This is a genomic window from Streptomyces sp. NPDC023541 (assembly GCF_055559995.1).
This window is the reverse complement of sequence record NZ_JBVHJO010000002.1, coordinates 20,134-41,455: the sequence shown is the minus strand read 5'-3', so window position 1 is coordinate 41,455 and position 21,322 is coordinate 20,134. Positions and strand designations below refer to the sequence as shown.

General features: G+C 71.0%; 18 protein-coding genes. 13 read left to right on the top strand and 5 right to left on the bottom strand.

What is annotated here, in order from left to right:
* Positions 1-152: 152 nt before the first annotated feature.
* Complete coding sequence (locus tag ACZ3X1_RS04190; protein WP_467276390.1) at positions 153-980, bottom strand: phosphatase; 828 nt, start codon at positions 978-980, stop codon at positions 153-155.
* Between the two features lie 56 nt (positions 981-1,036).
* A complete protein-coding gene (locus tag ACZ3X1_RS04185) occupies positions 1,037-1,615 on the bottom strand; it encodes an SACE_7040 family transcriptional regulator (protein WP_356813101.1) in 579 nt (192 codons plus the stop codon).
* A gap of 112 nt (positions 1,616-1,727) precedes the next feature.
* Between ACZ3X1_RS04185 and ACZ3X1_RS04180 the strand changes: the two genes are divergently transcribed.
* The 10 genes from ACZ3X1_RS04180 to ACZ3X1_RS04135 all read left to right on the top strand — a co-directional run bounded on the left by ACZ3X1_RS04180 (position 1,728) and on the right by ACZ3X1_RS04135 (position 14,954).
* Positions 1,728-3,344, top strand: a complete 1,617-nt coding sequence (locus ACZ3X1_RS04180; protein WP_356813103.1) for a carboxyl transferase domain-containing protein — start codon at positions 1,728-1,730, stop codon at positions 3,342-3,344.
* Between the two features lie 16 nt (positions 3,345-3,360).
* Positions 3,361-5,373, top strand: coding sequence for an acetyl-CoA carboxylase biotin carboxylase subunit (locus ACZ3X1_RS04175; RefSeq protein WP_467276387.1), 2,013 nt, complete (start codon positions 3,361-3,363; stop codon positions 5,371-5,373).
* Between the two features lie 11 nt (positions 5,374-5,384).
* Entirely contained in the window at positions 5,385-6,302 is a 918-nt protein-coding gene (locus tag ACZ3X1_RS04170) for a hydroxymethylglutaryl-CoA lyase (RefSeq protein ID WP_356813140.1), read from the top strand.
* A 7-nt stretch (positions 6,303-6,309) separates the two neighbouring features.
* Positions 6,310-7,470: an acyl-CoA dehydrogenase family protein gene (locus ACZ3X1_RS04165; RefSeq protein WP_356813105.1), complete on the top strand. Its 1,161-nt coding sequence runs from the start codon at positions 6,310-6,312 to the stop codon at positions 7,468-7,470.
* Between the two features lie 147 nt (positions 7,471-7,617).
* A complete protein-coding gene (locus ACZ3X1_RS04160) occupies positions 7,618-8,658 on the top strand; it encodes an ABC transporter substrate-binding protein (RefSeq protein ID WP_356813107.1) in 1,041 nt (346 codons plus the stop codon).
* 108 nt (positions 8,659-8,766) lie between these two features.
* Positions 8,767-9,666, top strand: a complete 900-nt coding sequence (locus ACZ3X1_RS04155; RefSeq protein ID WP_356813108.1) for a siderophore-interacting protein — start codon at positions 8,767-8,769, stop codon at positions 9,664-9,666.
* Positions 9,667-9,816: 150 nt separating this feature from the next.
* A complete protein-coding gene (locus ACZ3X1_RS04150; RefSeq protein WP_362632373.1) occupies positions 9,817-11,307 on the top strand; it encodes a pyridoxal phosphate-dependent decarboxylase family protein in 1,491 nt (496 codons plus the stop codon).
* Positions 11,291-12,592 carry a lysine N(6)-hydroxylase/L-ornithine N(5)-oxygenase family protein gene (locus tag ACZ3X1_RS04145; RefSeq protein WP_467276380.1) on the top strand — a complete coding sequence of 434 codons (1,302 nt, stop codon included), beginning with the start codon at positions 11,291-11,293 and terminating at the stop codon, positions 12,590-12,592. The genes ACZ3X1_RS04150 and ACZ3X1_RS04145 overlap by 17 nt, the downstream gene beginning before the upstream one ends.
* Entirely contained in the window at positions 12,589-13,176 is a 588-nt protein-coding gene (locus ACZ3X1_RS04140; RefSeq protein ID WP_356813111.1) for a GNAT family N-acetyltransferase, read from the top strand. The genes ACZ3X1_RS04145 and ACZ3X1_RS04140 overlap by 4 nt, the downstream gene beginning before the upstream one ends.
* Positions 13,173-14,954 carry an IucA/IucC family protein gene (locus ACZ3X1_RS04135; protein ID WP_467276377.1) on the top strand — a complete coding sequence of 594 codons (1,782 nt, stop codon included), beginning with the start codon at positions 13,173-13,175 and terminating at the stop codon, positions 14,952-14,954. Before ACZ3X1_RS04140 ends, ACZ3X1_RS04135 begins: the two co-directional genes overlap by 4 nt.
* Positions 14,955-15,100: 146 nt before the next feature.
* On the opposite strand, the gene ACZ3X1_RS04130 is transcribed toward ACZ3X1_RS04135, so the two are convergent.
* Positions 15,101-16,702 carry a beta-N-acetylhexosaminidase gene (locus ACZ3X1_RS04130; protein ID WP_467276374.1) on the bottom strand — a complete coding sequence of 534 codons (1,602 nt, stop codon included), beginning with the start codon at positions 16,700-16,702 and terminating at the stop codon, positions 15,101-15,103.
* A 51-nt stretch (positions 16,703-16,753) separates the two neighbouring features.
* Between ACZ3X1_RS04130 and ACZ3X1_RS04125 the strand changes: the two genes are divergently transcribed.
* The 3 genes from ACZ3X1_RS04125 (at position 16,754) to glmS (ending at position 19,903) form a co-directional block, all read left to right on the top strand.
* Positions 16,754-17,641, top strand: coding sequence for a DUF4429 domain-containing protein (locus ACZ3X1_RS04125; protein ID WP_467276372.1), 888 nt, complete (start codon positions 16,754-16,756; stop codon positions 17,639-17,641).
* 97 nt (positions 17,642-17,738) lie between these two features.
* Entirely contained in the window at positions 17,739-18,014 is a 276-nt protein-coding gene (locus ACZ3X1_RS04120; RefSeq protein WP_030025937.1) for a hypothetical protein, read from the top strand.
* Between the two features lie 71 nt (positions 18,015-18,085).
* Entirely contained in the window at positions 18,086-19,903 is a 1,818-nt protein-coding gene (glmS, locus tag ACZ3X1_RS04115) for a glutamine--fructose-6-phosphate transaminase (isomerizing) (RefSeq protein ID WP_467276370.1), read from the top strand.
* Between the two features lie 70 nt (positions 19,904-19,973).
* Here glmS and ACZ3X1_RS04110 read toward each other — a convergent pair whose 3' ends face one another.
* Positions 19,974-20,543 carry an acetate uptake transporter gene (locus tag ACZ3X1_RS04110; RefSeq protein ID WP_390076983.1) on the bottom strand — a complete coding sequence of 190 codons (570 nt, stop codon included), beginning with the start codon at positions 20,541-20,543 and terminating at the stop codon, positions 19,974-19,976.
* 98 nt (positions 20,544-20,641) lie between these two features.
* Entirely contained in the window at positions 20,642-21,175 is a 534-nt protein-coding gene (locus ACZ3X1_RS04105; RefSeq protein WP_030655530.1) for a universal stress protein, read from the bottom strand.
* Between the last annotated feature and the right edge of the window lie 147 nt (positions 21,176-21,322).

Here is a 21,322-nt window from a genome sequence, read left to right as displayed (position 1 = left end):
CCGGCCGTGAGAGCCGGAACGCCGACGCGTACACCCGTGCAGTCCGCGCGCAAGGGGTGAGGGTCTCGTCGGCTCGGTCGTGACGACGAGCCGGTGAGACCCTCACCCTCGCGGGGCCAGCTGTCGGCCCGGGCTTCCCGCCCGGAGCCGCGCTACTCCCCCGCCAGGCCCGCCGCGTGCAGGAGGTACGCCACCAGCGGGTCGTAGTAGCGGGGGTCGCGGACGTGGTCGTCCAGGGGGATCGCGACCTGGAGGGTGCCCTCGGCTTCGCCGAGGAAGAGGGCCGGGTCGTTGCAGTCGGCGTAGCCGACCGCGTCCAGGCCGCGCTGGGCGGCGCAGCCCGCCCAGCCGTGGTCGGCGACGACCAGGTCCGGCTGCGGGCGGTTCGAAGCCGTCAGGCCGTCCAGGATCGCCGCCATCGGGGCCGGGGAATGGGTGTGCCACAGGGTCGCGCCCCGTTCCAGGACCGCGACGTCCGCGAACTGCCACACCGAGCCCTCGTCCGCCACCAGGCCCTGCGGGATCACCACGATCTCGCAGCCTGCCGCGCGCAGCGCCGCCGCCGTCGCCCGGTGGACGTCCAGCAGGCCGCCCGGGTGGCCGGTGGCCAGCAGCACGCTCTGCCGGTCGGCCGCCGCCTTGCGCAGCCGCGCCGCCAGCCGGTCCAGGCCGGCGACGGTCAGCTCGGGGTCGATGGTGTCCTGGCCGTGGCGGACCTCAGGGTCGTCCACGACGCCGCAGCGCTCCGCCATCACGGCGAGCACGTCCTGCTCGTCGGTCCAGCGGTCTCCCAGTTCCAGGCCCAGCCAGTAGTGCCGGTCGCCGTTGGCGAGCTTGCGGTAGTGGGAGAGGTTGTTCTCGCGCGGCGTCGCGACCTGCCCCGCGATCCGCGTGCGGACCAGATGGTCGATGAGTTCGGCGCGGCTCGGCGCTTCAATAGATCGGTCGGACGTCTCTATCGGCTTCGGCATGCGGGCCATTCTGCCGCCGCCGGGCCGGAGGCGGCGCGTCCATTCCGGTCGGCGGACGCCCCGGGTCATGCCGACAGTGCTCCGAACGCCCCGTGGGCCAGGCGGCGCAGCAGCGACTCCGTCGCCTCCCGGCCCAGGGCCGCCAGGTGCGGGGTGGAGTTGAGCAGGCCGAACACCGCGTGCACGGCGACCCGCACCTCCGCCTCGCCCACCTCGGGGTGCAGCTCCCGTACGACGTCCACCCACAGCTCCACGTACTGGCGCTGGAGCTGCCGTACGAGCTTGCGGTCGGCCTCCCGCAGCCGGTCGAGCTCCCGGTCGTGCACGGTGATCAGCGCCCGGTCGTCGAGCGCGAAGTCGATGTGGCCGTCGATGAGGGAGGACAGGACCCGGCCCGGGTCCCCCGCCGCCTCCGCCACCCGGTGGCGGCCGCCGGTGAGGAGCCGTTCGCTGATGCCGACGAGCAGCTCGGCGAGCATGGCGTCCTTGCCCGCGAAGTGCCGGTACAGGCCGGGGCCGCTGATGCCCACCGCGGCCCCTATCTCGTCGACGCCTACGCCGTGGAAGCCGCGCGCGGCGAAGAGGCGGGCGGCCTCACTGAGGATCTGCTCGCGACGGGTCGGGGCGGCCGCTCTGGTGCTCATGGGAAACCATTCTAGACAGGGCCGTTAGCGGTCGTTAACCTAAGCCGTAGATGCGTTAACGCTTATTAACAACGTGTACCGAGCAAGTGGAACGAGCAAGGGAGCTCGACCGATGCAGCAGGCACCAGTGCTGACGAGCGCCGCGGACCCGGCGTCCGAGGCCTGGCGGACCAACGAGGCCGCCCACCGCGAGCTGACCGAGGGCCTGCGCGCCCGGCTCGACGCGGCCCGGCTCGGCGGCGGCGAGAAGGCCCGCGCCCGCCACACCGCCCGCGGAAAGCTCCTCCCGCGCGACCGCGTGGACACCCTCCTCGACCCGGGTTCCCCCTTCCTGGAGCTGGCCCCGCTGGCCGCCGAGGGCATGTACGGGGGCTCCGCCCCCGCCGCCGGCGTCATCGCCGGCATCGGCCGGGTCAGCGGACGCGAGTGCGTGATCGTCGCGAACGACGCCACCGTCAAGGGCGGCACGTACTACCCGATGACCGTCAAGAAGCACCTGCGCGCCCAGGAGGTGGCGCTGGAGAATCGTCTCCCCTGCCTCTACCTGGTCGACTCCGGCGGTGCCTTCCTGCCCATGCAGGACGAGGTCTTCCCGGACCGGGAGCACTTCGGCCGCATCTTCTACAACCAGGCGCGCATGTCGGGCGCCGGCGTCCCGCAGATCGCCGCCGTCCTCGGCTCCTGCACCGCGGGCGGCGCGTACGTACCGGCCATGAGCGACGAGGCCGTCATCGTCCGCAACCAGGGCACGATCTTCCTCGGCGGCCCGCCGCTGGTGAAGGCGGCCACCGGCGAGGTCGTCACGGCCGAGGAGCTCGGCGGCGGCGAGGTCCACTCCCGCGTCTCCGGCGTGACCGACCACCTCGCGGAGGACGACGCGCACGCGCTGCGGATCGTACGTAACATCGTGGCGACCCTGCCCGAGCGCGGGGCCCTGCCCTGGTCGGTGGAGGCTCCGGAGGAGCCGAAGGTGGACCCGGCCGGGCTGTACGGCGCGGTCCCCGTCGACTCGCGCACCCCCTACGACGCCCGCGAGATCATCGCGCGGATCACGGACGGCTCCCGCTTCCAGGAGTTCAAGTCCGAGTTCGGCCAGACGCTGGTCACCGGCTTCGCCCGGATCCACGGCCACCCGGTCGGCATCATCGCGAACAACGGCATCCTGTTCGCCGAGTCCGCCCAGAAGGGCGCCCACTTCATCGAGCTGTGCGACCAGCGCGGCATCCCGCTGCTCTTCCTCCAGAACATCTCCGGCTTCATGGTCGGCCGCGACTACGAGGCGGGCGGCATCGCCAAGCACGGCGCCAAGATGGTCACGGCCGTGGCCTGCGCCCGGGTTCCGAAGCTGACGGTGGTGGTCGGCGGCTCGTACGGCGCCGGCAACTACTCGATGTGCGGGCGGGCCTATTCACCCCGCTTCCTGTGGATGTGGCCCAACGCCAAGATCTCCGTGATGGGCGGCGAGCAGGCCGCCTCGGTCCTCGCGACGGTCAAGCGCGACCAGATCGAGGGCGCCGGCCAGGAGTGGCCGGCCGAGGACGAGGAGGCCTTCAAGGCCCCGGTCCGCGCCCAGTACGAGGAGCAGGGCAACGCCTACTACGCCACGGCGCGGCTGTGGGACGACGGGGTCATCGACCCCATGGAGACCCGGCAGGTGCTGGGACTGGCCCTGACCGCGTGCGCGAACGCCCCGCTGGGCGACTCGGGCTTCGGCATCTTCCGTATGTGACGTGAGGACCTCACTGATGTTCAGCACTGTTCTGGTCGCGAACCGCGGCGAGATCGCGGTCCGGGTCATCCGCACCCTGCGGGAGCTCGGCATCCGCTCCGTGGCCGTCTTCAGCGACGCGGACGCGGACGCCCGCCACGTACGGGAGGCCGACACCGCCGTCCGCATCGGTCCGGCGGCGGCCGCGGAGAGCTACCTGTCGGTGGAGCGGCTGTTGGATGCCGCGAAGCGGACGGGCGCCGAGGCGGTCCACCCGGGCTACGGCTTCCTCGCGGAGAACGCCGCCTTCGCGCAGGCCTGCACGGACGCCGGACTGGCCTTCATCGGGCCGCCCGCCACCGCCATCTCCCTCATGGGCGACAAGATCCGCGCGAAGGAGACGGTGAAGGCGGCGGGCGTACCCGTGGTCCCCGGCTCCTCGGGCAGCGGCCTCACGGACGCCGAACTGGTCGCGGCGGCCTCGGAGATCGGAATGCCGGTCCTGCTGAAGCCCTCGGCGGGCGGCGGCGGCAAGGGCATGCGGCTCGTCCGGGACGAGGCGGTGCTGGCCGAGGAGATCGCGGCCGCCCGCCGCGAGGCCCGCTCGTCCTTCGGTGACGACACCCTCCTGGTGGAGCGGTGGGTGGACCGGCCCCGGCACATCGAGATCCAGGTGCTGGCGGACTCCCACGGCAACGTGGTGCACCTCGGCGAGCGCGAGTGCTCCCTCCAGCGCCGGCACCAGAAGGTCATCGAGGAGGCCCCCTCGGTCCTGCTCGACGAGAAGACCCGCGCGGCGATGGGCGCGGCGGCCGTGGACGCCGCCCGCTCCTGCGGGTACGTCGGCGCGGGCACGGTGGAGTTCATCGTCCCCGGCGGCGACCCCTCCTCCTACTACTTCATGGAGATGAACACCCGCCTCCAGGTCGAGCACCCGGTGACCGAGCTGGTCACCGGCCTGGACCTGGTGGAGCTCCAGCTGCGGGTCGCCTCCGGCGAGGCGCTGCCCGTCACGCAGGACGACATCCGGCTGACCGGGCACGCGATCGAGGCCCGCGTCTGCGCTGAGGACCCGGCGCGCGGCTTCCTGCCGTCCGGCGGTACGGTCCTGGCCCTGTCGGAGCCGTCGGGCGGTGCGGTCCGCACGGACTCGGGCCTGACGGCGGGCGTGCCGGTGGGGTCGACGTACGACCCGATGCTGTCGAAGGTCATCGTCCACGGGCCGGACCGCCCGGCCGCCCTGCGCCTGCTGCGGGCGGCCCTCGCCGACACGGTGATCCTGGGCGTCCAGACCAACGCCGGCTTCCTGCGGCGGCTGCTGGCCCACCCGGACGTGGTGTCCGGAGACCTGGACACCGGCCTGGTCGAGCGCGACCTTTCCGAGCTGCTGCCGGAGGGTGTCCCGCCGGAGGTGTACGCGGCTGCCGCGCTGCTGGCGGGCGCCGTGCCGGAGGCGCGGTCGGCGGGGTGGGTCGACCCGTTCGACGCCGCCGACGGCTGGCGCATGGGCGGCACGCCCGCCTGGACGGTGCACCCCTTCCGCCTTCCCGGCCAGGACCCGGTCGAGGTCCGCACCCGGCAATTGGGTGCCGAGCAGGAGATCCTGCTGGGCGCGGTCGACGCCGGCGCACCGGCCCGCGGCCGGATCGTCAGCCGCACCCCAGGCACCGTCACCATCGAACTCGACGGCGTCACACACCGCTTCAGCCATGCGCCTTCCCCGGAGGGGACCTGGCTCGGCCGCGACGGCGACTCCTGGCACGTGCAGGCGTACGACCCCGTCGCGGCGAACCTCAGCGGCGGCGGACGCAGCGGCGCGGACACCCTCGCCGCGCCCATGCCCGGCACCGTCACCGTCGTCAAGGTGGCCGTCGGCGACAAGGTGGCGGCCGGTCAGAGTCTGCTCGTCGTCGAGGCGATGAAGATGGAGCACGTCATCTCCGCCCCGCACGCGGGCACGGTCACCGAGCTGGACGTCTCGCCCGGCACCACCGTCGCCATGGACCAGGTACTGGCCGTCGTCACCCCGGACGAGGAGGAGGACGCGTGATCGGGCTGCCCATGAACGTCCCGGCCCCCGGCCTGCCGGCCCGGGTCCGCATCCACGAGGTCGGCGCCCGCGACGGCCTGCAGAACGAGAAGACGGCCGTCCCCACGGAGGTCAAGGCGGAGTTCGTCCACCGCCTGGCCGCCGCCGGCCTGACCACGATCGAGGCGACCAGCTTCGTGCACCCCAAGTGGGTGCCCCAGCTCGCCGACGCCGAGCAGCTCTTCCCGCTGCTCGCCGACGTGGACGCCGACCTGCCCGTCCTCGTGCCGAACGAGCGCGGCCTGGACCGCGCGCTCGCTCTCGGGGCCACCCGTATCGCGGTGTTCGGTTCGGCCACGGAGACCTTCGCCTCCCGCAACCTCAACCGCACCGTCGCCGAGTCGCTCACCATGTTCGAGCCCGTCGTGGCCCGGGCCAGGCAGGGCGGGGCGCACGTGCGCGGCTATCTGTCCATGTGCTTCGGCGACCCCTGGGAGGGCGCCGTCCCGGTCCACCAGGTCGTCTCCGTGGCCAAGGCCCTGCTCGACCTCGGCTGTGACGAGCTGAGCCTCGGCGACACGATCGGCGTCGCCACCCCGGGCCATGTCCAGGCCCTGCTGTCCGCGTTGAACGAGGCCGGTGTCACCACCGACCGCATCGGCGTGCACTTCCACGACACCTACGGCCAGGCCCTGTCCAACACCCTCGCCGCGCTCCGGCACGGCGTCACCACCGTCGACGCCTCCGCGGGCGGCCTCGGCGGATGCCCGTACGCGAAGAGCGCCACCGGCAACCTCGCGACCGAGGACCTGGTGTGGATGCTCGACGGTCTCGGCATCGAGACCGGGGTCGACCTGGCCGCCCTCACCGCCACGAGCGTGTGGATGGCCGAACAGCTGGGACGCCCCAGCCCCTCCCGTACCGTCCGCGCCCTCTCCCACAAGGAGTAGTCACACCATGTCCCTCGACCACCGGCTCACCCCTGAGCACGAGGAACTCCGCCGTACCGTCGAGGCGTTCGCCCACGACGTGGTCGCCCCGAAGATCGGCGACCTGTACGAGCGGCACGAGTTCCCCTACGAGATCGTCGCCGAGATGGGCCGCATGGGCCTGTTCGGCCTGCCCTTCCCGGAGGAGTACGGCGGCATGGGCGGGGACTACCTCGCCCTCGGCATCGCCCTGGAGGAGCTGGCCCGTGTCGACTCCTCGGTCGCCATCACCCTGGAGGCCGGGGTCTCGCTCGGCGCCATGCCCCTCTACCTCTTCGGCACGGAGGAGCAGAAGAGGCAGTGGCTGCCGAAGCTGTGCTCCGGCGAGGTGCTGGGCGCCTTCGGCCTGACCGAGCCGGGCGCGGGCTCGGACGCCGGCGGGACCCGCACGACCGCCGTCAAGGACGGCGACGAGTGGGTCATCAACGGCTCGAAGTGCTTCATCACCAACTCCGGTACGGACATCACCGCTCTGGTCACGGTCACCGCCGTGACGGGCCGCAAGGCGGACGGCCGCCCGGAGATCTCCTCGATCATCGTCCCGTCCGGCACCCCGGGCTTCACGGTGGCCGCCCCGTATTCGAAGGTCGGCTGGAACTCCTCGGACACCCGTGAGCTGTCCTTCGACGACGTACGGGTCCCGCTCGCCAACCTGGTGGGCGAGGAGGGCCGCGGATACGCCCAGTTCCTGCGGATCCTGGACGAGGGCCGCATCGCCATCTCCGCGCTCGCCACGGGCCTCGCGCAGGGCTGTGTGGACGAGTCGGTGAAGTACGCCAGGGAGCGTCACGCCTTCGGCAAGTCCATCGGCGACAACCAGGCCATCCAGTTCAAGCTGGCCGACATGGAGATGCGCGCCCACATGGCCCGCATCGGCTGGCGCGACGCGGCGTCCCGCCTGGTGGCCGGGGAGCCGTTCAAGAAGGAGGCGGCGATCGCGAAGCTGTACTCCTCCACGGTGGCCGTGGACAACGCCCGTGACGCGACGCAGATCCACGGCGGCTACGGGTTCATGAACGAGTATCCGGTGGCGCGCATGTGGCGGGACTCCAAGATCCTGGAGATCGGCGAGGGCACCAGCGAGGTCCAGCGCATGCTGATCGCCCGCGAGTTGGGCTTCGCAGGCTAGTCCGGACGCCCGTGCGGGCGCGGGTGGCGTGAGGGGGCCCGAAAAAAGTTAGGGCCCCCTTACCGTTTTCGGCCAAGGTTAGGCTAACCTTCCCCACGAACGGCACGCTGGTGGCCGCCCCGGTACGCACGAAAACGGACATCGATTATGCCCAAGTCCCGCAGCTTCTCCTTCACCCGTCGCGGCTTCGTCGCCGCGGGCGGCGCCCTCGGTCTCGTCGCCGCGCTCGCCGCGTGCGCAGGCACCGACTCGGCGAAGGGTGACGGCGGCAAGGGCAGCACCGCCGCCGCGTCCACCGGTCCCTGGACCTTCAAGGACGACCTCGGCAAGGACGTCAGCGCCAAGTCGACGCCGAAGAACATCGTCGCGTTCACCGGCACCGCCGCCGCGCTGTACGACTACGGCGTCTCGGTCAAGGGCGTCTTCGGCCCGACCAAGACCGCCGACGGCAAGCCCGACGTCCAGGCCGGCTCGATGGACATCTCCAAGGTCGAGATCCTCGGCAACGTCTACGACGAGTTCAACGTCGAGAAGTACGCCGCCCTCCAGCCCGACCTGCTCGTCACCAACACCTGGGACGGCTCGTACTGGTACGTGCCCGAGGCCTCCAAGGACAAGATCCTGAAGCTGGCCCCGCACGCCGCGATCGGCGTCGGCGGCAACGTCTCGATGGACAAGGCCCTGGAGCGCACGGCGGACCTCGCCAAGTCGCTGGGCGCCGACATGAACGCCAAGGCCGCCGTCGACGGCAAGGCCCGCTTCGAGGCTGCCGCCGCCAAGGTCCGCGAGGCCACCAAGGCCAACCCGGGCATCAAGGTCCTGGTCGGCTCCGGCTCCGCCGACCTGTTCTACGCCTCCACCCCGGACACCTCGGCCGACCTGAAGTACTTCAAGTCCCTCGGCGTCGAGTTCGTCACCCCCGAGAAGCTCGACGAGGGCGGCTTCTTCGAGAGCCTCAGCTGGGAGAACGCCGGCAAGTACAAGGCCGACCTGGTCCTGCTCGACAACCGCACCGGCACCCTGCAGCCGGAGGAGCTGAAGGCCAAGGCCACCTGGGCCGAGATGCCCGCCGTGAAGGCCGGCCAGGTCACCCCGCGCACCACCGAGCCGATCTTCTCGTACGACAAGTGCGCGCAGATCCTCGAGGACCTCGCGAAGGCCGTCCAGAACGCCAAGAAGGTCGCCTGACCCTCGCGCGGCGCCCGGTGAGCCCGGGCGCACGACCCCAGGGCGTGTCCACGCGGACACGCCCTGGACCGGCGTCAGGCCGTACCGACTTCCAGGGGGACTTTCCGCATGACCGTCACCGCGTCCGACACCCCGGCCGCCTCGCACTTCCGCTTCTTCACGCTCGAAGTGCTCCGCACGCGCCGTCTGGGCCGCTCGTTCCTGCGCGTCACGTTCGGCGGTGAGTCGCTCGCGGACTTCCGTTCTGGCGGCTTCGACCAGAGCCTGTCGCTCTTCCTCCCCCCGTCCGGCGTGGAGCACACGGTGCTCCCGTCCACGGACGAGGACACCTGGTTCGCCGCCTGGCGCGCCATGCCGGACGCGGAGCGGCCGGTGATGCGCTCCTACACCGTGCGTGAGCAGCGCCGTGACGACCGGGGAGCCGTCGAGGTCGACATCGACTTCGTCCTGCACGGGGACTCCTCCCCCGCCTCCCGTTGGGCCGGGCGCGCGAGCGCCGGCCGCCGGATCCTGGCGATCGGCCCGGCCGTCGCCGAGAACAAGTCCGTGCGCTTCCAGGCCCCGGCCGACACCGACGCGGTCTGGATGTACGCGGACGAGACCGCCCTGCCGGCCGCGGCCGGAATCCTGGACCGGCTGCCCGCGGGCACCCGGGTCCGGGCCTGGTTCGAGGTCCCGCACGAGGACGACCGGCTCGAACTGGGCACGCTCGCCGACGCGGACATCACGTGGATCGTGCGCGAGGGCGAGGACGGGGAGCGGACCGGCCGGGTGCTGGACGCGCTCCGCTCGGCGCAGCCGCCGGCCGCGCGGGCCCCGTACGTATGGCTGGCGGGCGAGGCGGGCACGGTGCGCGCGGTGCGCCGCCACTTCGTGCAGGAACGATCCGTCGACCGCCGCTCGGTGCGCTTCACCGGCTACTGGCGGCTCGGCGCGAGCGAGGAGCAGCTCCTCACCGAGGCCTACGCGGGCAAGGCTCCCAGCGAGGACCCCGCTTCCGAGCTGTAGTCAGCTCCCGTTCGGTCCACAGCAGTTCGAGGCGGGCCCTGGTTGTCGACCGGGGCCCGCCTCCATTTGGGCATTCCGTTTAGGTTAGGCTAACCTAAACATCACACACCCCACTCTCCCCTTCTCCCCCCCCTGCCCGGAGGAAAGTTGATGCGCCAGCATCTGCTGAACGAGACGACCGCGGATATCTACCGCCGTTCTGTCACCGAGGGCGTCGACCGCGTCGCCGCCAAGCTCGCCACCACCGAACGGCCCCACACCGGCATATCCGTCGACGAACTCGCCCCGGTCATCAACGGGATCGACCTCGACACCCCGCTCGGCGACTCCTCCGCCGCACTGGCCGAGCTGGAGGACGTCTACCTCCGCGACGCCGTCTACTTCCACCACCCGCGCTATCTGGGCCACCTCAACTGCCCGGTCGTCATACCCGCGGTGGTCGGCGAGGCCGTCATGGCCGCCGTCAACTCCTCCCTCGACACCTGGGACCAGTCCATCGGCGGCACGCTCATCGAGCGCCGCCTCATCGACTGGACCACGCGCCGCATCGGCCTCGGGGAGAACGCGGACGGAATCTTCACCTCCGGCGGAAGCCAGTCCAACTTCCACGCCCTGCTGCTGGCCCGCGACGAGGCCTGCCGCACCGTCATGAAGCGCGCCATGGACGCCGGGATCGGCCTGACCAAGGCCGAACTCCTCCCGAAGCTGCGCATCTTCACCTCCGACGCCAGCCACTTCAGCGTGCAGAAGTCGGCCGCCATGCTCGGCCTGGGCTACGAGGCCGTCATCTCCGTACCCGTCGACCGCAACCGCCGCATGGACACCTCCGTCCTCGCGCTGGAGCTGGAGAACTGCGCCGCCGAGGGCCTCTTCCCCATGGCCGTCGTCGCCACCGCCGGCACCACGGACTTCGGGTCCATCGACCCGCTCCCCGAGATCGCCCGCCTGACCGCCGAGCACTCCGCGTGGATGCACGTGGACGCCGCCTACGGCTGCGGACTGCTGGTCTCCCCCACCCGCCGGCACCTCCTCGACGGCATCGAGCACGCCGACTCGGTCACGGTCGACTACCACAAGTCGTTCTTCCAGCCCGTCAGCTCCAGCGCGATGCTGGTCCGCGACCGCGACACCCTCAAGCACGCCACGTACCACGCGGACTACCTCAACCCGCGGCGCATGGCCGAGGAGCGGATCCCCAACCAGGTCGACAAGTCCATCCAGACCACGCGCCGCTTCGACGCCCTCAAGCTCTGGATGACGCTGCGCATCATGGGCGCCGACGGCGTCGGCTCGCTCTTCGACGAGGTCATCGACCTCGCCGCCGCCGGCTACGACGTCATCACCGCCGACCCGCGCTTCGAGGTCGTCGTGGAGCCGCAGATCTCCACCCTCGTCTTCCGCTTCGTGCCCGGCGACGACGTCCCCGCGGAACTCCTCGACGAGGCCCAGCTCCACGCCCGCAAGGCGCTCTTCGCCTCCGGCGAGGCCGTCGTGGCCGGCACCAAGGTGGACGGGAAGCAGTACCTGAAGTTCACCCTCCTCAACCCGCAGACCACGACGGCCGACATCGCAGCCGTCCTCGACCTCCTCGCCGCACACGCCGAGCAGTTCCTGGGAGAATCCCTTGCCGTCCACCACTGAGCCCCACGACTTCATCGGCATCGGCCTCGGTCCCTTCAACCTGGGACTGGCCTGCCTGACCGCGCCGATCGACGAGCTGAGCGGCCTGTTCATCGAGTCGAAGCCGCACTTCGAGTGGCACGCGGGGATGTTCCTGGACGGCGCGCACCTCCAGACGCCCTTCATGTCGGACCTGGTCACCCTCGCCGACCCGACGTCGCCCTTTTCCTTCCTGAACTACCTGAAGGACCAGGACCGGCTGTACTCCTTCTACATCCGGGAGAACTTCTACCCGCTGCGCGCCGAGTACAACGACTACTGCCGCTGGGCCGCCGACCGGCTCGACAACGTCCTGTACTCGACCTCCGTCACCGAGGTCGCCTACGACGAAGCCGCCGGCCTGTACGAGGTCCGCACCGACAAGGGCCGGACGCACCGCGCCCGCCGCCTGGTCCTGGGCACCGGCACCTCGCCGTACGTCCCCGAGGCCTGCGCCGGCCTCGGCGGCGACTTCCTGCACAACTCCGCCTACATGCCGAACAAGGCGGAGCTGCAGAAGAAGAAGTCCATCACCCTGATCGGCTCCGGCCAGAGCGCGGCGGAGATCTACTACGACCTCCTCACCGAGATCGACGTGTACGGCTACCAGCTCAACTGGGTCACGCGCTCCCCGCGCTTCTTCCCGCTGGAGTACACCAAGCTGACGCTGGAGATGACCTCTCCCGAGTACGTGGACTACTTCCACGCCCTCCCGGAGGACACCCGCTACCGGCTGGAGACCCAGCAGAAGAACCTCTTCAAGGGCATCGACGGCGACCTGATCAACGCCATCTTCGACCTGCTCTACCAGAAGAGGATCAGCATGCCGGGCGCGGTGCCGACGACCCTGCTGACCAACACCTCGCTGAACAGCACGGCCTACGACACCACCACGGGCACCTACACCCTCGGGCTGCGCCAGGAGGAGCAGGAGCGGGACTTCTCCCTCACCACCGAGGGCCTGGTCCTCGCCACCGGCTACAAGTACCGCACCCCCGACTTCCTGAACCCGGTCCGGGACCGCCTGAACTTCGACGGCCGCGGCCGCCTCGACGCCGCCCGCAACTACAGCGTCGACACCGCCGGCCGCGAGGTGTACCTCCAGAACGGCACCACCCACAACCACTCCCTGACCTCCCCCGACCTGGGCATGGCCGCGTACCGCAACGCGTACATCGTCAGTGAGCTGCTCGGCCGCGAGTACTACAAGGTCGAGAAGTCCATCGCGTTCCAGCAGTTCGCCGCCCCGGAAGGCACCCACGCATGAGCACCACCGACACCCTCTACTCCCGGACGGATGCCGTCCTCGGGGACTTCGCGATCCGCCCGCTGGACCCCTTCGCCGACGCGGAACTGCTCCACGGCTGGGTCACGCACCCCAAGGCCTCGTTCTGGATGATGCAGGACGCCTCGCTGCCGGACGTCGAGCGCGAGTACATGCGCATCACGGCCCACGAGCACCACCAGGCCTACATCGGCCTGCACGACGGACGCCCGGCCTTCCTGATGGAGACGTACGACCCGAGCGAGCTGGAGCTGGTCGGCCTGTACGAGGCCCGGCCCGGCGACGTCGGCATGCACTTCCTCGTCGCGCCCAGCGACCGGCCGCTGCACGGGTTCACCCGCGCGGTCATCACCACCGTCATGGCCGCGATCTTCGCCGACCCGGCGACCGTCCGCGTCGTCGTCGAGCCGGACGTCGACAACACCGCCGTGCACGCCCTGAACGCGGCCGTCGGCTTCGTCCCGGAGCGCCAGGTCACCAAGCCGGAGAAGGAAGCGCTGCTGAGCTTCTGCACCCGCGCGCAGTTCGAGGCCGCCACCGGCATCGCCCAGGGGGTGTCGATATGAGCCTTTCCGACGCCGTCTCCCACCTCTCCCCCGAGCTGTGGGCCCGTGCCAACCGCGCCCTGGTCCGCAAGGCCATCGCCGAGTTCGCGCACGAGCGCCTCCTGACCCCCGTCTCCCTCGGCGGCGACCGCTACTCGGTCGTCTCCGACGACGGCGCGGTGGAGTACCACTTCGAAGCCACCCGGCAGGTCCTGGACCACTGGTCGGTGGACGAGGCCGGCATCACCCGGCTGCGCGACGGCGAGTCGCTGCCGCTGGACGCCCTCGACTTCCACATCGAGTTCCAGCGGACCCTGGGGCTGAGCGCGGAGGTCCTGCCGGTCTACCTGGAGGAGATCTCCTCCACCCTGGCGGGTTCGGCGTTCAAGTACACCAAGCCGCAGATCTCCGCCGACGTGCTGGCGAAGTCCTCCTTCCAGGACATCGAGACCGGCATGACCGAGGGCCACCCCTGCTTCGTCGCCAACAACGGCCGGCTCGGCTTCGGCGTGCACGAGTACCACGCCTACGCCCCGGAGGCCGCGAGCCCGGTGCACCTGATCTGGGCCGCCGCGCACAAGGACGTCGCCACCTTCACGGCGGGCGCCGGCCTGGAGCACGACAGCTTCATGCGCGCCGAGCTGGGCGACACGGCGGTCGACCTGTTCGCGGCGAAACTGCGCACCCTGGACCTGGACCCGGCGGACTACCTGCTCTTCCCGGTCCACCCCTGGCAGTGGTGGAACAAGACCACGATCACCTTCGCCGCGGAGATCGCGAACCGCCGGCTGGTGCTGCTCGGCGAGGGCGAGGACGCCTACCTCCCGCAGCAGTCGATCCGTACGTTCTTCAACACCACCACCCCGACCAAGCACTACGTCAAGACGGCCATCTCCGTCCTGAACATGGGCTTCATGCGGGGCCTCTCGGCCGCCTACATGGAAGCCACCCCCGCCATCAACGACTGGCTGCACCAGCTGATCGAGTCCGACGAGGTCCTGCGGTCCGTCGACTTCTCGATCATCCGCGAGCGCGCGGCGATCGGCTACCGGCACCTGCAGTACGAGCGCGCCACCGACCGCTACTCGCCGTACCGCAAGATGCTGGCGGCCCTGTGGCGCGAGTCCCCCGTGAACTCCCTCGGGGACGGCGAGCGCCTGGCCACCATGGCCTCCCTCCTCCACGTGGACGCCGAGGGCAAGTCGTTCGTGGGCGCCCTGATCGAGGAGTCCGGCCTCACTCCGGCCGAGTGGCTCAAGCCCTACCTGCGGGCCTACCTGCTGCCGCTGGTGCACTGCTTCTACCAGTACGACCTCGCGTACATGCCGCACGGCGAGAACACCATCCTGGTCATCAAGGACGGCGTCGTACAGCGCGCGATCTTCAAGGACATCGCCGAGGAGATCGTCATCATGGACGCGGACGCGGTGCTGCCGCCCGCGGTCGAGCGGATCCGGGCGGACGTCCCGGAGGACATGAAGCTGCTGTCGATCTTCACGGACGTCTTCGACTGCTTCTTCCGCTTCCTGTCCTCCATCCTCGTCACCGAGGGCATCTGCACGGAGGAGACCTTCTGGCGGGCCGTGGCCGACTGCGCCCACGACTACCAGGAGTCCATGCCGGCCCTCGCCGAGAAGTTCGAGCGCTACGACTTCTTCGCGGAGGAGTTCCAGCTGTCCTGCCTCAACCGCCTCCAGCTGCGCAACAACAAGCAGATGGTCGACCTCTCCGACCCGTCCGCCGCCCTCCAGCTGATCGGCAACCTCAAGAACCCCGTCGCGCCCTTCGCCCGACGGTGAGACACGGGGCGGGGCAGGTGTCGATACGGTCCCTCGACACCTGCCCCGCCCGCCGGTGTGACGGCGTGACCGCGAAGTCAGACGGCCCTCTTCGCGGTCACACCCTCGCCCCGTCCGCGCGGGGACCTTCCACGAGGACCTTGCGCTCACCGCACCCACGGAACGTCCGGGGCCCGGAAGTAGCCGATGTCCTGCGCGTCCAGGCGGGGGGCCTGGGCCGCCAGGCGGCGGCTGTACGAGGTCCAGTCAAGGGCGGCCGCCGGGGACCAGCCCAGCTCCGCCAGGCCCAGCACCCGCGGGAACGCCATCAGCTCCCACTCCGCCCGCGTCGCGACGTTCTCCGTCCACAGCGGGGCCTCCACCCCGAGCACCGCGGACTCCGGCACCCCGGCCAGGTAGGCCCCCGGGTTCCAGGAGTAGGACCGCGCCACCGGGACGTGGCCCGCCCACGCCAGGCCCGGCTTCGTCGCCGCCTCGTACTTCATGTCCAGGTACACCCGGTCCGCCGGGGACAGGATCAGCGGGTGCCCGGCCTTCGCGGCCGCCGCCACGGCCGACCGGTCCGCGGCGGAGGTCTTGTCGTGGCCCCAGTACTGGAGCACCGCGCCGGCCGCCGGCCGGGCCGACGCCAGCTGGTGCCAGGCCACCACCGTCTTCCCGTGGCGGCCCACCACCTCCTGCGCCCGGTCCATGAAGGCCGCGTAGTCCGCCGCCGGCGTCGCGTGCGCCTCGTCGCCGCCGATGTGCAGGTAGCGGCCGGGCGTCAGCGCGGCCAGCTCCCCGAGCACCTCGTCGACGAACTCGTACGTCCGCTCCTTGCCGACGCACAGGGAGCTGAAGCCCACCTTGGTCCCGGTGTACCGCCGGGGGGCCTTCCCGTCGCAGTTCAGCTCGGCGTAGGAGGCCAGCGCCGCGTTCATGTGCCCCGGCATGTCGATCTCCGGGACGACGTCCACGTACCGCTCGCCCGCATAGGCCACCAGCTCGCGGTACTCGTCCTTCGTCCAGTGCCCGCCGGGCCCGCCGCCGACCTCGCTCGCGCCGCCGTACTGCGCCAGCCGCGGCCAGGAGTCGATCGCCAGGCGCCAGCCCTGGTCGTCGGTGAGGTGCACGTGCAGCGTGTTGACCTTGTACTGGGCGAGCTGGTCCACGTACCTCTTCACCTGTTCCACCGTGAAGAAGTGCCGTGCGATGTCGACCATCGCGCCGCGGTAGGCGAACCGCGGCCGGTCGGAGACCGTGCCGCCCGGTACCGTCCCGGGCCCGGCCGCCGGCACCAGCTGACGCAGGGTCTGGGCCGCCCGGAACAGGCCCGCCGGAGTCCGTGCGACGAGGTCGACGCCGCTGGGCCCGGACTCCAGCCGGTAGCCCTCGTCGCCCAGCTCGTCCGCCTCCCCGCCCCGCCCGTCGATCCTGAGCCGGATCCCGTCGCCCCTCGCCCCGTCGACGACCGGCAGCGGCAGGCCGCTCGGCCCGCGCAGCTGCTCCGCGAGGAGCTCTCCCACCCGGCGGACCTCCCGGCGGACCTCCTCGCCCGCGCCCGGCCCCGTACGGATGACCGTGCCGGGCCCGAAGGCGTAGCCGGGGCCCTCGGCGCGCGCGGAGACCGGGGCCGGCAGGAGCCGTTCGAAGGGGGCGAGGGCCGCGGGCGGGTCGTCGCCGGCGCTCGCGTCGCCGCCGTGGGCGGCGGTGCAGGAGACGGCACCGAGGACGAGGAGGGTGCCGAGCGCGCGTCGCAGGACTCTCATGTGCCAGGTATAGGCCAACTGGCCCGTCCTGCGCGGTGGGAGAATCGCCGAATGGCGGAAATCATCCAGAAGGACGGAACCTGGACGTTCGACGGCGACGCGGTGCGCATCGTGCCCGGCCGCGACAAGGGGGTGGGCCTGCTGCGGCAGACCCTGGGCGAAGTCGTCGTGCCGTTGCACGCGCTCGCGGGGATCAGTTACGAGCCGGGCCGCAAGGCGGGACGGCTGCGCCTGCGGCTGCGGGAGGGGGCCGACCCGCTGACCCAGGTGACGGGCGGGCGGCTGCCGGAGGCCTCCGATCCCTACCGGCTGAGCGTGGAGCCGGACCGGACGGGGGTCGCGGAGTACTTCGTGGACGAGGTGCGCAACGCCCTGTTGCTGGAGCAGGTGGATCCGGGTCCGTCGGAGACCTATCTGCTGCCCGGCCCCAGCGTGCCGATAGCGGTGGGCGCGGGCGACGGGACCGTCACCTTCGACGGCGACCGGGTCGCGCTGGAGTGGAACTGGACGACGGAGGAGGCCAAGCGCTCCGGGGGGCCGCGCGAGTTCCGGGTCACGGACCTGCGGACGGTGGAGTGGGCCCCGGCCAAGGGGCTCGAGAACGGCTGGCTCCGCTTCGGTCTGGTGGGCGCCCCGCAGTCGGCCGCGCCCAAGTACGACCCGCACACGGTGGAGCTGTTCGGTTTCAAGAAGGATCCGCTGATGGCGCTGGTCGCCGCGGCGGTGGCGCTGCGGCTGCCGCACCCGGCGGCGCCGGCGCAGGACCGGGCCGTCGAGGACGCCCCGCCGAAGGAGCTCGCCGCGCCGGCCGCCGGCGTCGCGGAGGACCACGACGCCCTGCTGCGGCGGTTGCGGGAGCTGGGGGAGCTGCACCAGACGGGGGTGCTGACGGCCGACGAGTTCACGGCTGCCAAGCAGGCCGTTTTGCGTAGATTCTGACCGGATGCATCCATTCCACTGGTCCAGACCAGAGAGATCCTGCCCGGAATCGGGCAGGATCTTTGCGTTGGACGGCTGGAGCAGTCAATATCTACGGGTGCTCGACCGCCGCCCGTCCTATGACGATCTCGTCGAACACCTGGTGCGCAGCACCTCGCTGCAGCGGGGCGAAGCGGCCCGGGTGGTCCTCGACGTGCTCGCCTACTTCGACGAGACGACGGAGGACTTCGTCCGCCGCCGCCACCGCGAACTGCAGGCCGGCGGAGCCGTGAACGCGGAGATCTTCGAGCGGATCGCGGCGGAGCTGCCGCACCGCGCCGTGGCACCCCCGGAGCTCTCGCTCCGGCAGCTGCGCCGCATCGTCTACGGCTGACCGGCCGCGGCCGGCGCGGCCGCGGGCGGGTGACGGGTACACGAACCGAACTTCAGGAGGGGCAAAACCGTATGTGCGGAATCGTCGGTTACATCGGCAAGCGTGACGTGGCACCGCTGCTGCTGGAGGGCCTGCAGCGGCTGGAGTACCGCGGATACGACTCCGCGGGCATCGTCGTGAACAGCCCGAAGACCCCCGCCCTGAAGGCGGTCAAGGCCAAGGGCCGGGTCCGCGAGCTGGAGTCCCGCGTCCCCAAGCGCTTCGCCGGCACCACCGGCATCGCCCACACCCGCTGGGCCACGCACGGCGCCCCGAGCGACGTGAACTCGCACCCGCACCTGGACCCCGAGAACAAGGTCGCCGTCGTCCACAACGGCATCGTCGACAACGCCTCCGAGCTGCGCGCGAAGCTGGAGGCCGAGGGCGTGGTCTTCGCCTCCGAGACCGACACCGAGGTGATCACCCACCTGATCGCCCGCTCCCAGGCCGACACCCTCGAGGAGAAGGTCCGCGAGGCGCTCAAGGTCATCGAGGGCACCTACGGCATCGCCGTGATGCACGCCGACTTCGCCGACCGCATCGTGGTCGCCCGCAACGGCTCTCCGGTCATCCTCGGCATCGGCGAGAAGGAGATGCTCGTCGCCTCCGACGTCGCCGCGCTGATCGCCCACACCCGCCAGGTCGTCACCCTCAACGACGGCGAGATGGCCACCCTGAAGGCCGACGACTTCCGCACCTACACCACCAGCGGGACGACCACGACCGCCACGCCCGAGACCGTGGAGTGGGAGGCCGCCTCCTACGACATGGGCGGCCACGACACGTACATGCACAAGGAGATCTCCGAGCAGCCCGACGCGGTCGACCGCGTGCTGCGCGGCCGGATCGACGACCGCTTCAACACGGTCCACCTGGGCGGCCTGAACCTGGACCCGCGCGAGGCGCGCGGCATCCGCCGCGTCAAGATCCTCGGCTGCGGCACCTCGTACCACGCGGGCCTGATCGGCGCCGGCCTCATCGAGGGCATGGCCCGCATCCCCGCGGACGCCGAGCCGGCCTCCGAGTTCCGCTACCGCAACCCGGTAGTGGACCCCGACACCCTGTACATCGCGGTCTCCCAGTCGGGTGAGACCTACGACGTGCTCGCGGCGGTGCAGGAGCTCAAGCGCAAGGGCGCCCGCGTCCTCGGCGTCGTCAACGTGGTCGGCTCCGCGATCGCCCGCGAGGCCGACGGCGGCGTGTACGTGCACGCCGGCCCCGAGGTCTGCGTCGTCTCCACCAAGTGCTTCACCAACACGGTCGTGGCCTTCGCGCTGCTCGCCGTGCACCTGGGCCGCATCCGGGACCTGTCGGTCACCGACGGCAAGCGGATCATCGAGGGCCTGCGCAAGCTGCCCGAGCAGATCCAGGAGATCCTCGACGGCGAAGAGGACATCAAGAAGCTCGCGGCCGAGTTCGCCGAGGCCAAGTCGATGATGTTCATCGGCCGGGTGCGCGGTTACCCGGTGGCGCTGGAGGCCTCCCTCAAGCTGAAGGAGATCTCCTACATCCACGCCGAGGCCTACCCGGCCTCCGAGCTCAAGCACGGCCCGCTGGCCCTGATCGAGCCCTCGCTGCCGACGGTCGCGATCGTCCCGGACGACGACCTGCTGGAGAAGAACCGCGCGGCGCTGGAGGAGATCAAGGCCCGCAGCGGCCGGATCCTCGCCGTCGCCCACCGCGAGCAGGAGAAGGCGGACCACACCATCGTGGTCCCGAAGAACGAGGACGAGCTGGACCCGATCCTCATGGGCATCCCGCTCCAGCTGCTGGCGTACCACACGGCGCTGGCCATGGGCCGGGACATCGACAAGCCGCGCAACCTGGCGAAGTCGGTCACCGTCGAGTAGCAGCCCCGGCCGTCACCGGACACGGGAGAGCCCCCGTGCGCACCGCGCACGGGGGCTCTCCGCGTGCCGGTCAGCTCGCGGCGACCGCGCCGCTGCGCCGGGCCTTGCCGACGGCCATCGGCCAGTGGGCCAGGGCCGCGGTGGCCCCGTACCAGGCCAGCAGTCCGCAGACGGCGGCGACCCAGCCGCCCGCCTTGGCCAGAGCCCCGCTGTCCATGAAGGAGGCCATGGCCAGCAGGACGAGGGAAAGGGTCAGCAGGGCGTAGACGCCCTGGCTGAACAGGCCGCTCGCGGCGGCGACCGTGAGGGTCAGCGCGAGCATGGCGAACAGGACAAGAAACGTTCCGGCGGCCGTGTCGGAGACCGAACCGCCGGCCCCCTTGGCCCACGTGAACCAGAAGATGCCCAGGCCCGCGAACGCGGTGCCCTCGAATCCGTTGCCGCCGCGGTACTCAAGGAGGCCGAGGAGGAAGAGGGCGGCGCCGCCGACGTACATCGCGAGCGACACGGAGCCGGCAGCGGACACGCCGTCGATGACGCCGGTGTGGCCGATACCGAATGCGAGAAGGGTCAGACCCAGGGCGATGTTCCCGAGGGTCGAAGTCGAGGCCGTGCTTCCCGCAGAGACACCATTGTCCACGGCGGGCTCCCTTCGATCTGCAGTTGTTTGCTGCGTCCCAGCAGCACTTATCTACCCTTTACACGGGGGCACAACCGCACAATCGCCTTAACAGACGGTCACGGAATGACAACAACGGGTCGCTGCGCCCGCTTGGCGAGGCGGCCGGCCACCGAGCCGAAGATCCGGCCGACGATCCCGTGCGTGGAGCCGACCACGATGGCGTCGGCCGAATACTCCCGGCCGACTTCCTCCAGCTCGTGGCAGATGTCACCGCCGCGCTCGACCAGGATCCACGGCACTTCCGCCAGGTAGTCGGCGCACGCGAGCTCCAGCCCGAGCACCTCGGTGCGGTGGTCCGGGACGTCGACGAAGACGGGCGGCTCGCAGCCGGCCCACACGGTGGTGGGCAGCCGGTTGGCGACATGGACGATGATCAGACCCGATCCGGAGCGGCGGGCCATCCCGATGGCATAGGCGAGCGCGCGCTCACTGGAGGTGGATCCGTCGAATCCCACAACGACGCCGTGCCGGAAGGCCGGGTCGCAGGGCGAGCGTGTCTGTTCCACCGCGCGCAGCTCGGCGGCCGACGCGGGGTCGGCGAGCCGTTTGCGCTTGCGGTCCGCGGGTTCGGAGAATTCGTGACCGGCCATGGGTGTCTCGGCGAAGAGGTCCTTGGAGGAAGGAACAGGGGCGATATCGGCGACGCAGTGTGACGGAGCTCTGTCCGGGAAGCATCTTCCCAAGCCCATACCCCCCAGGGTACGGCGACACTCCTGTCCTGCACAGGGCTTGCCGCA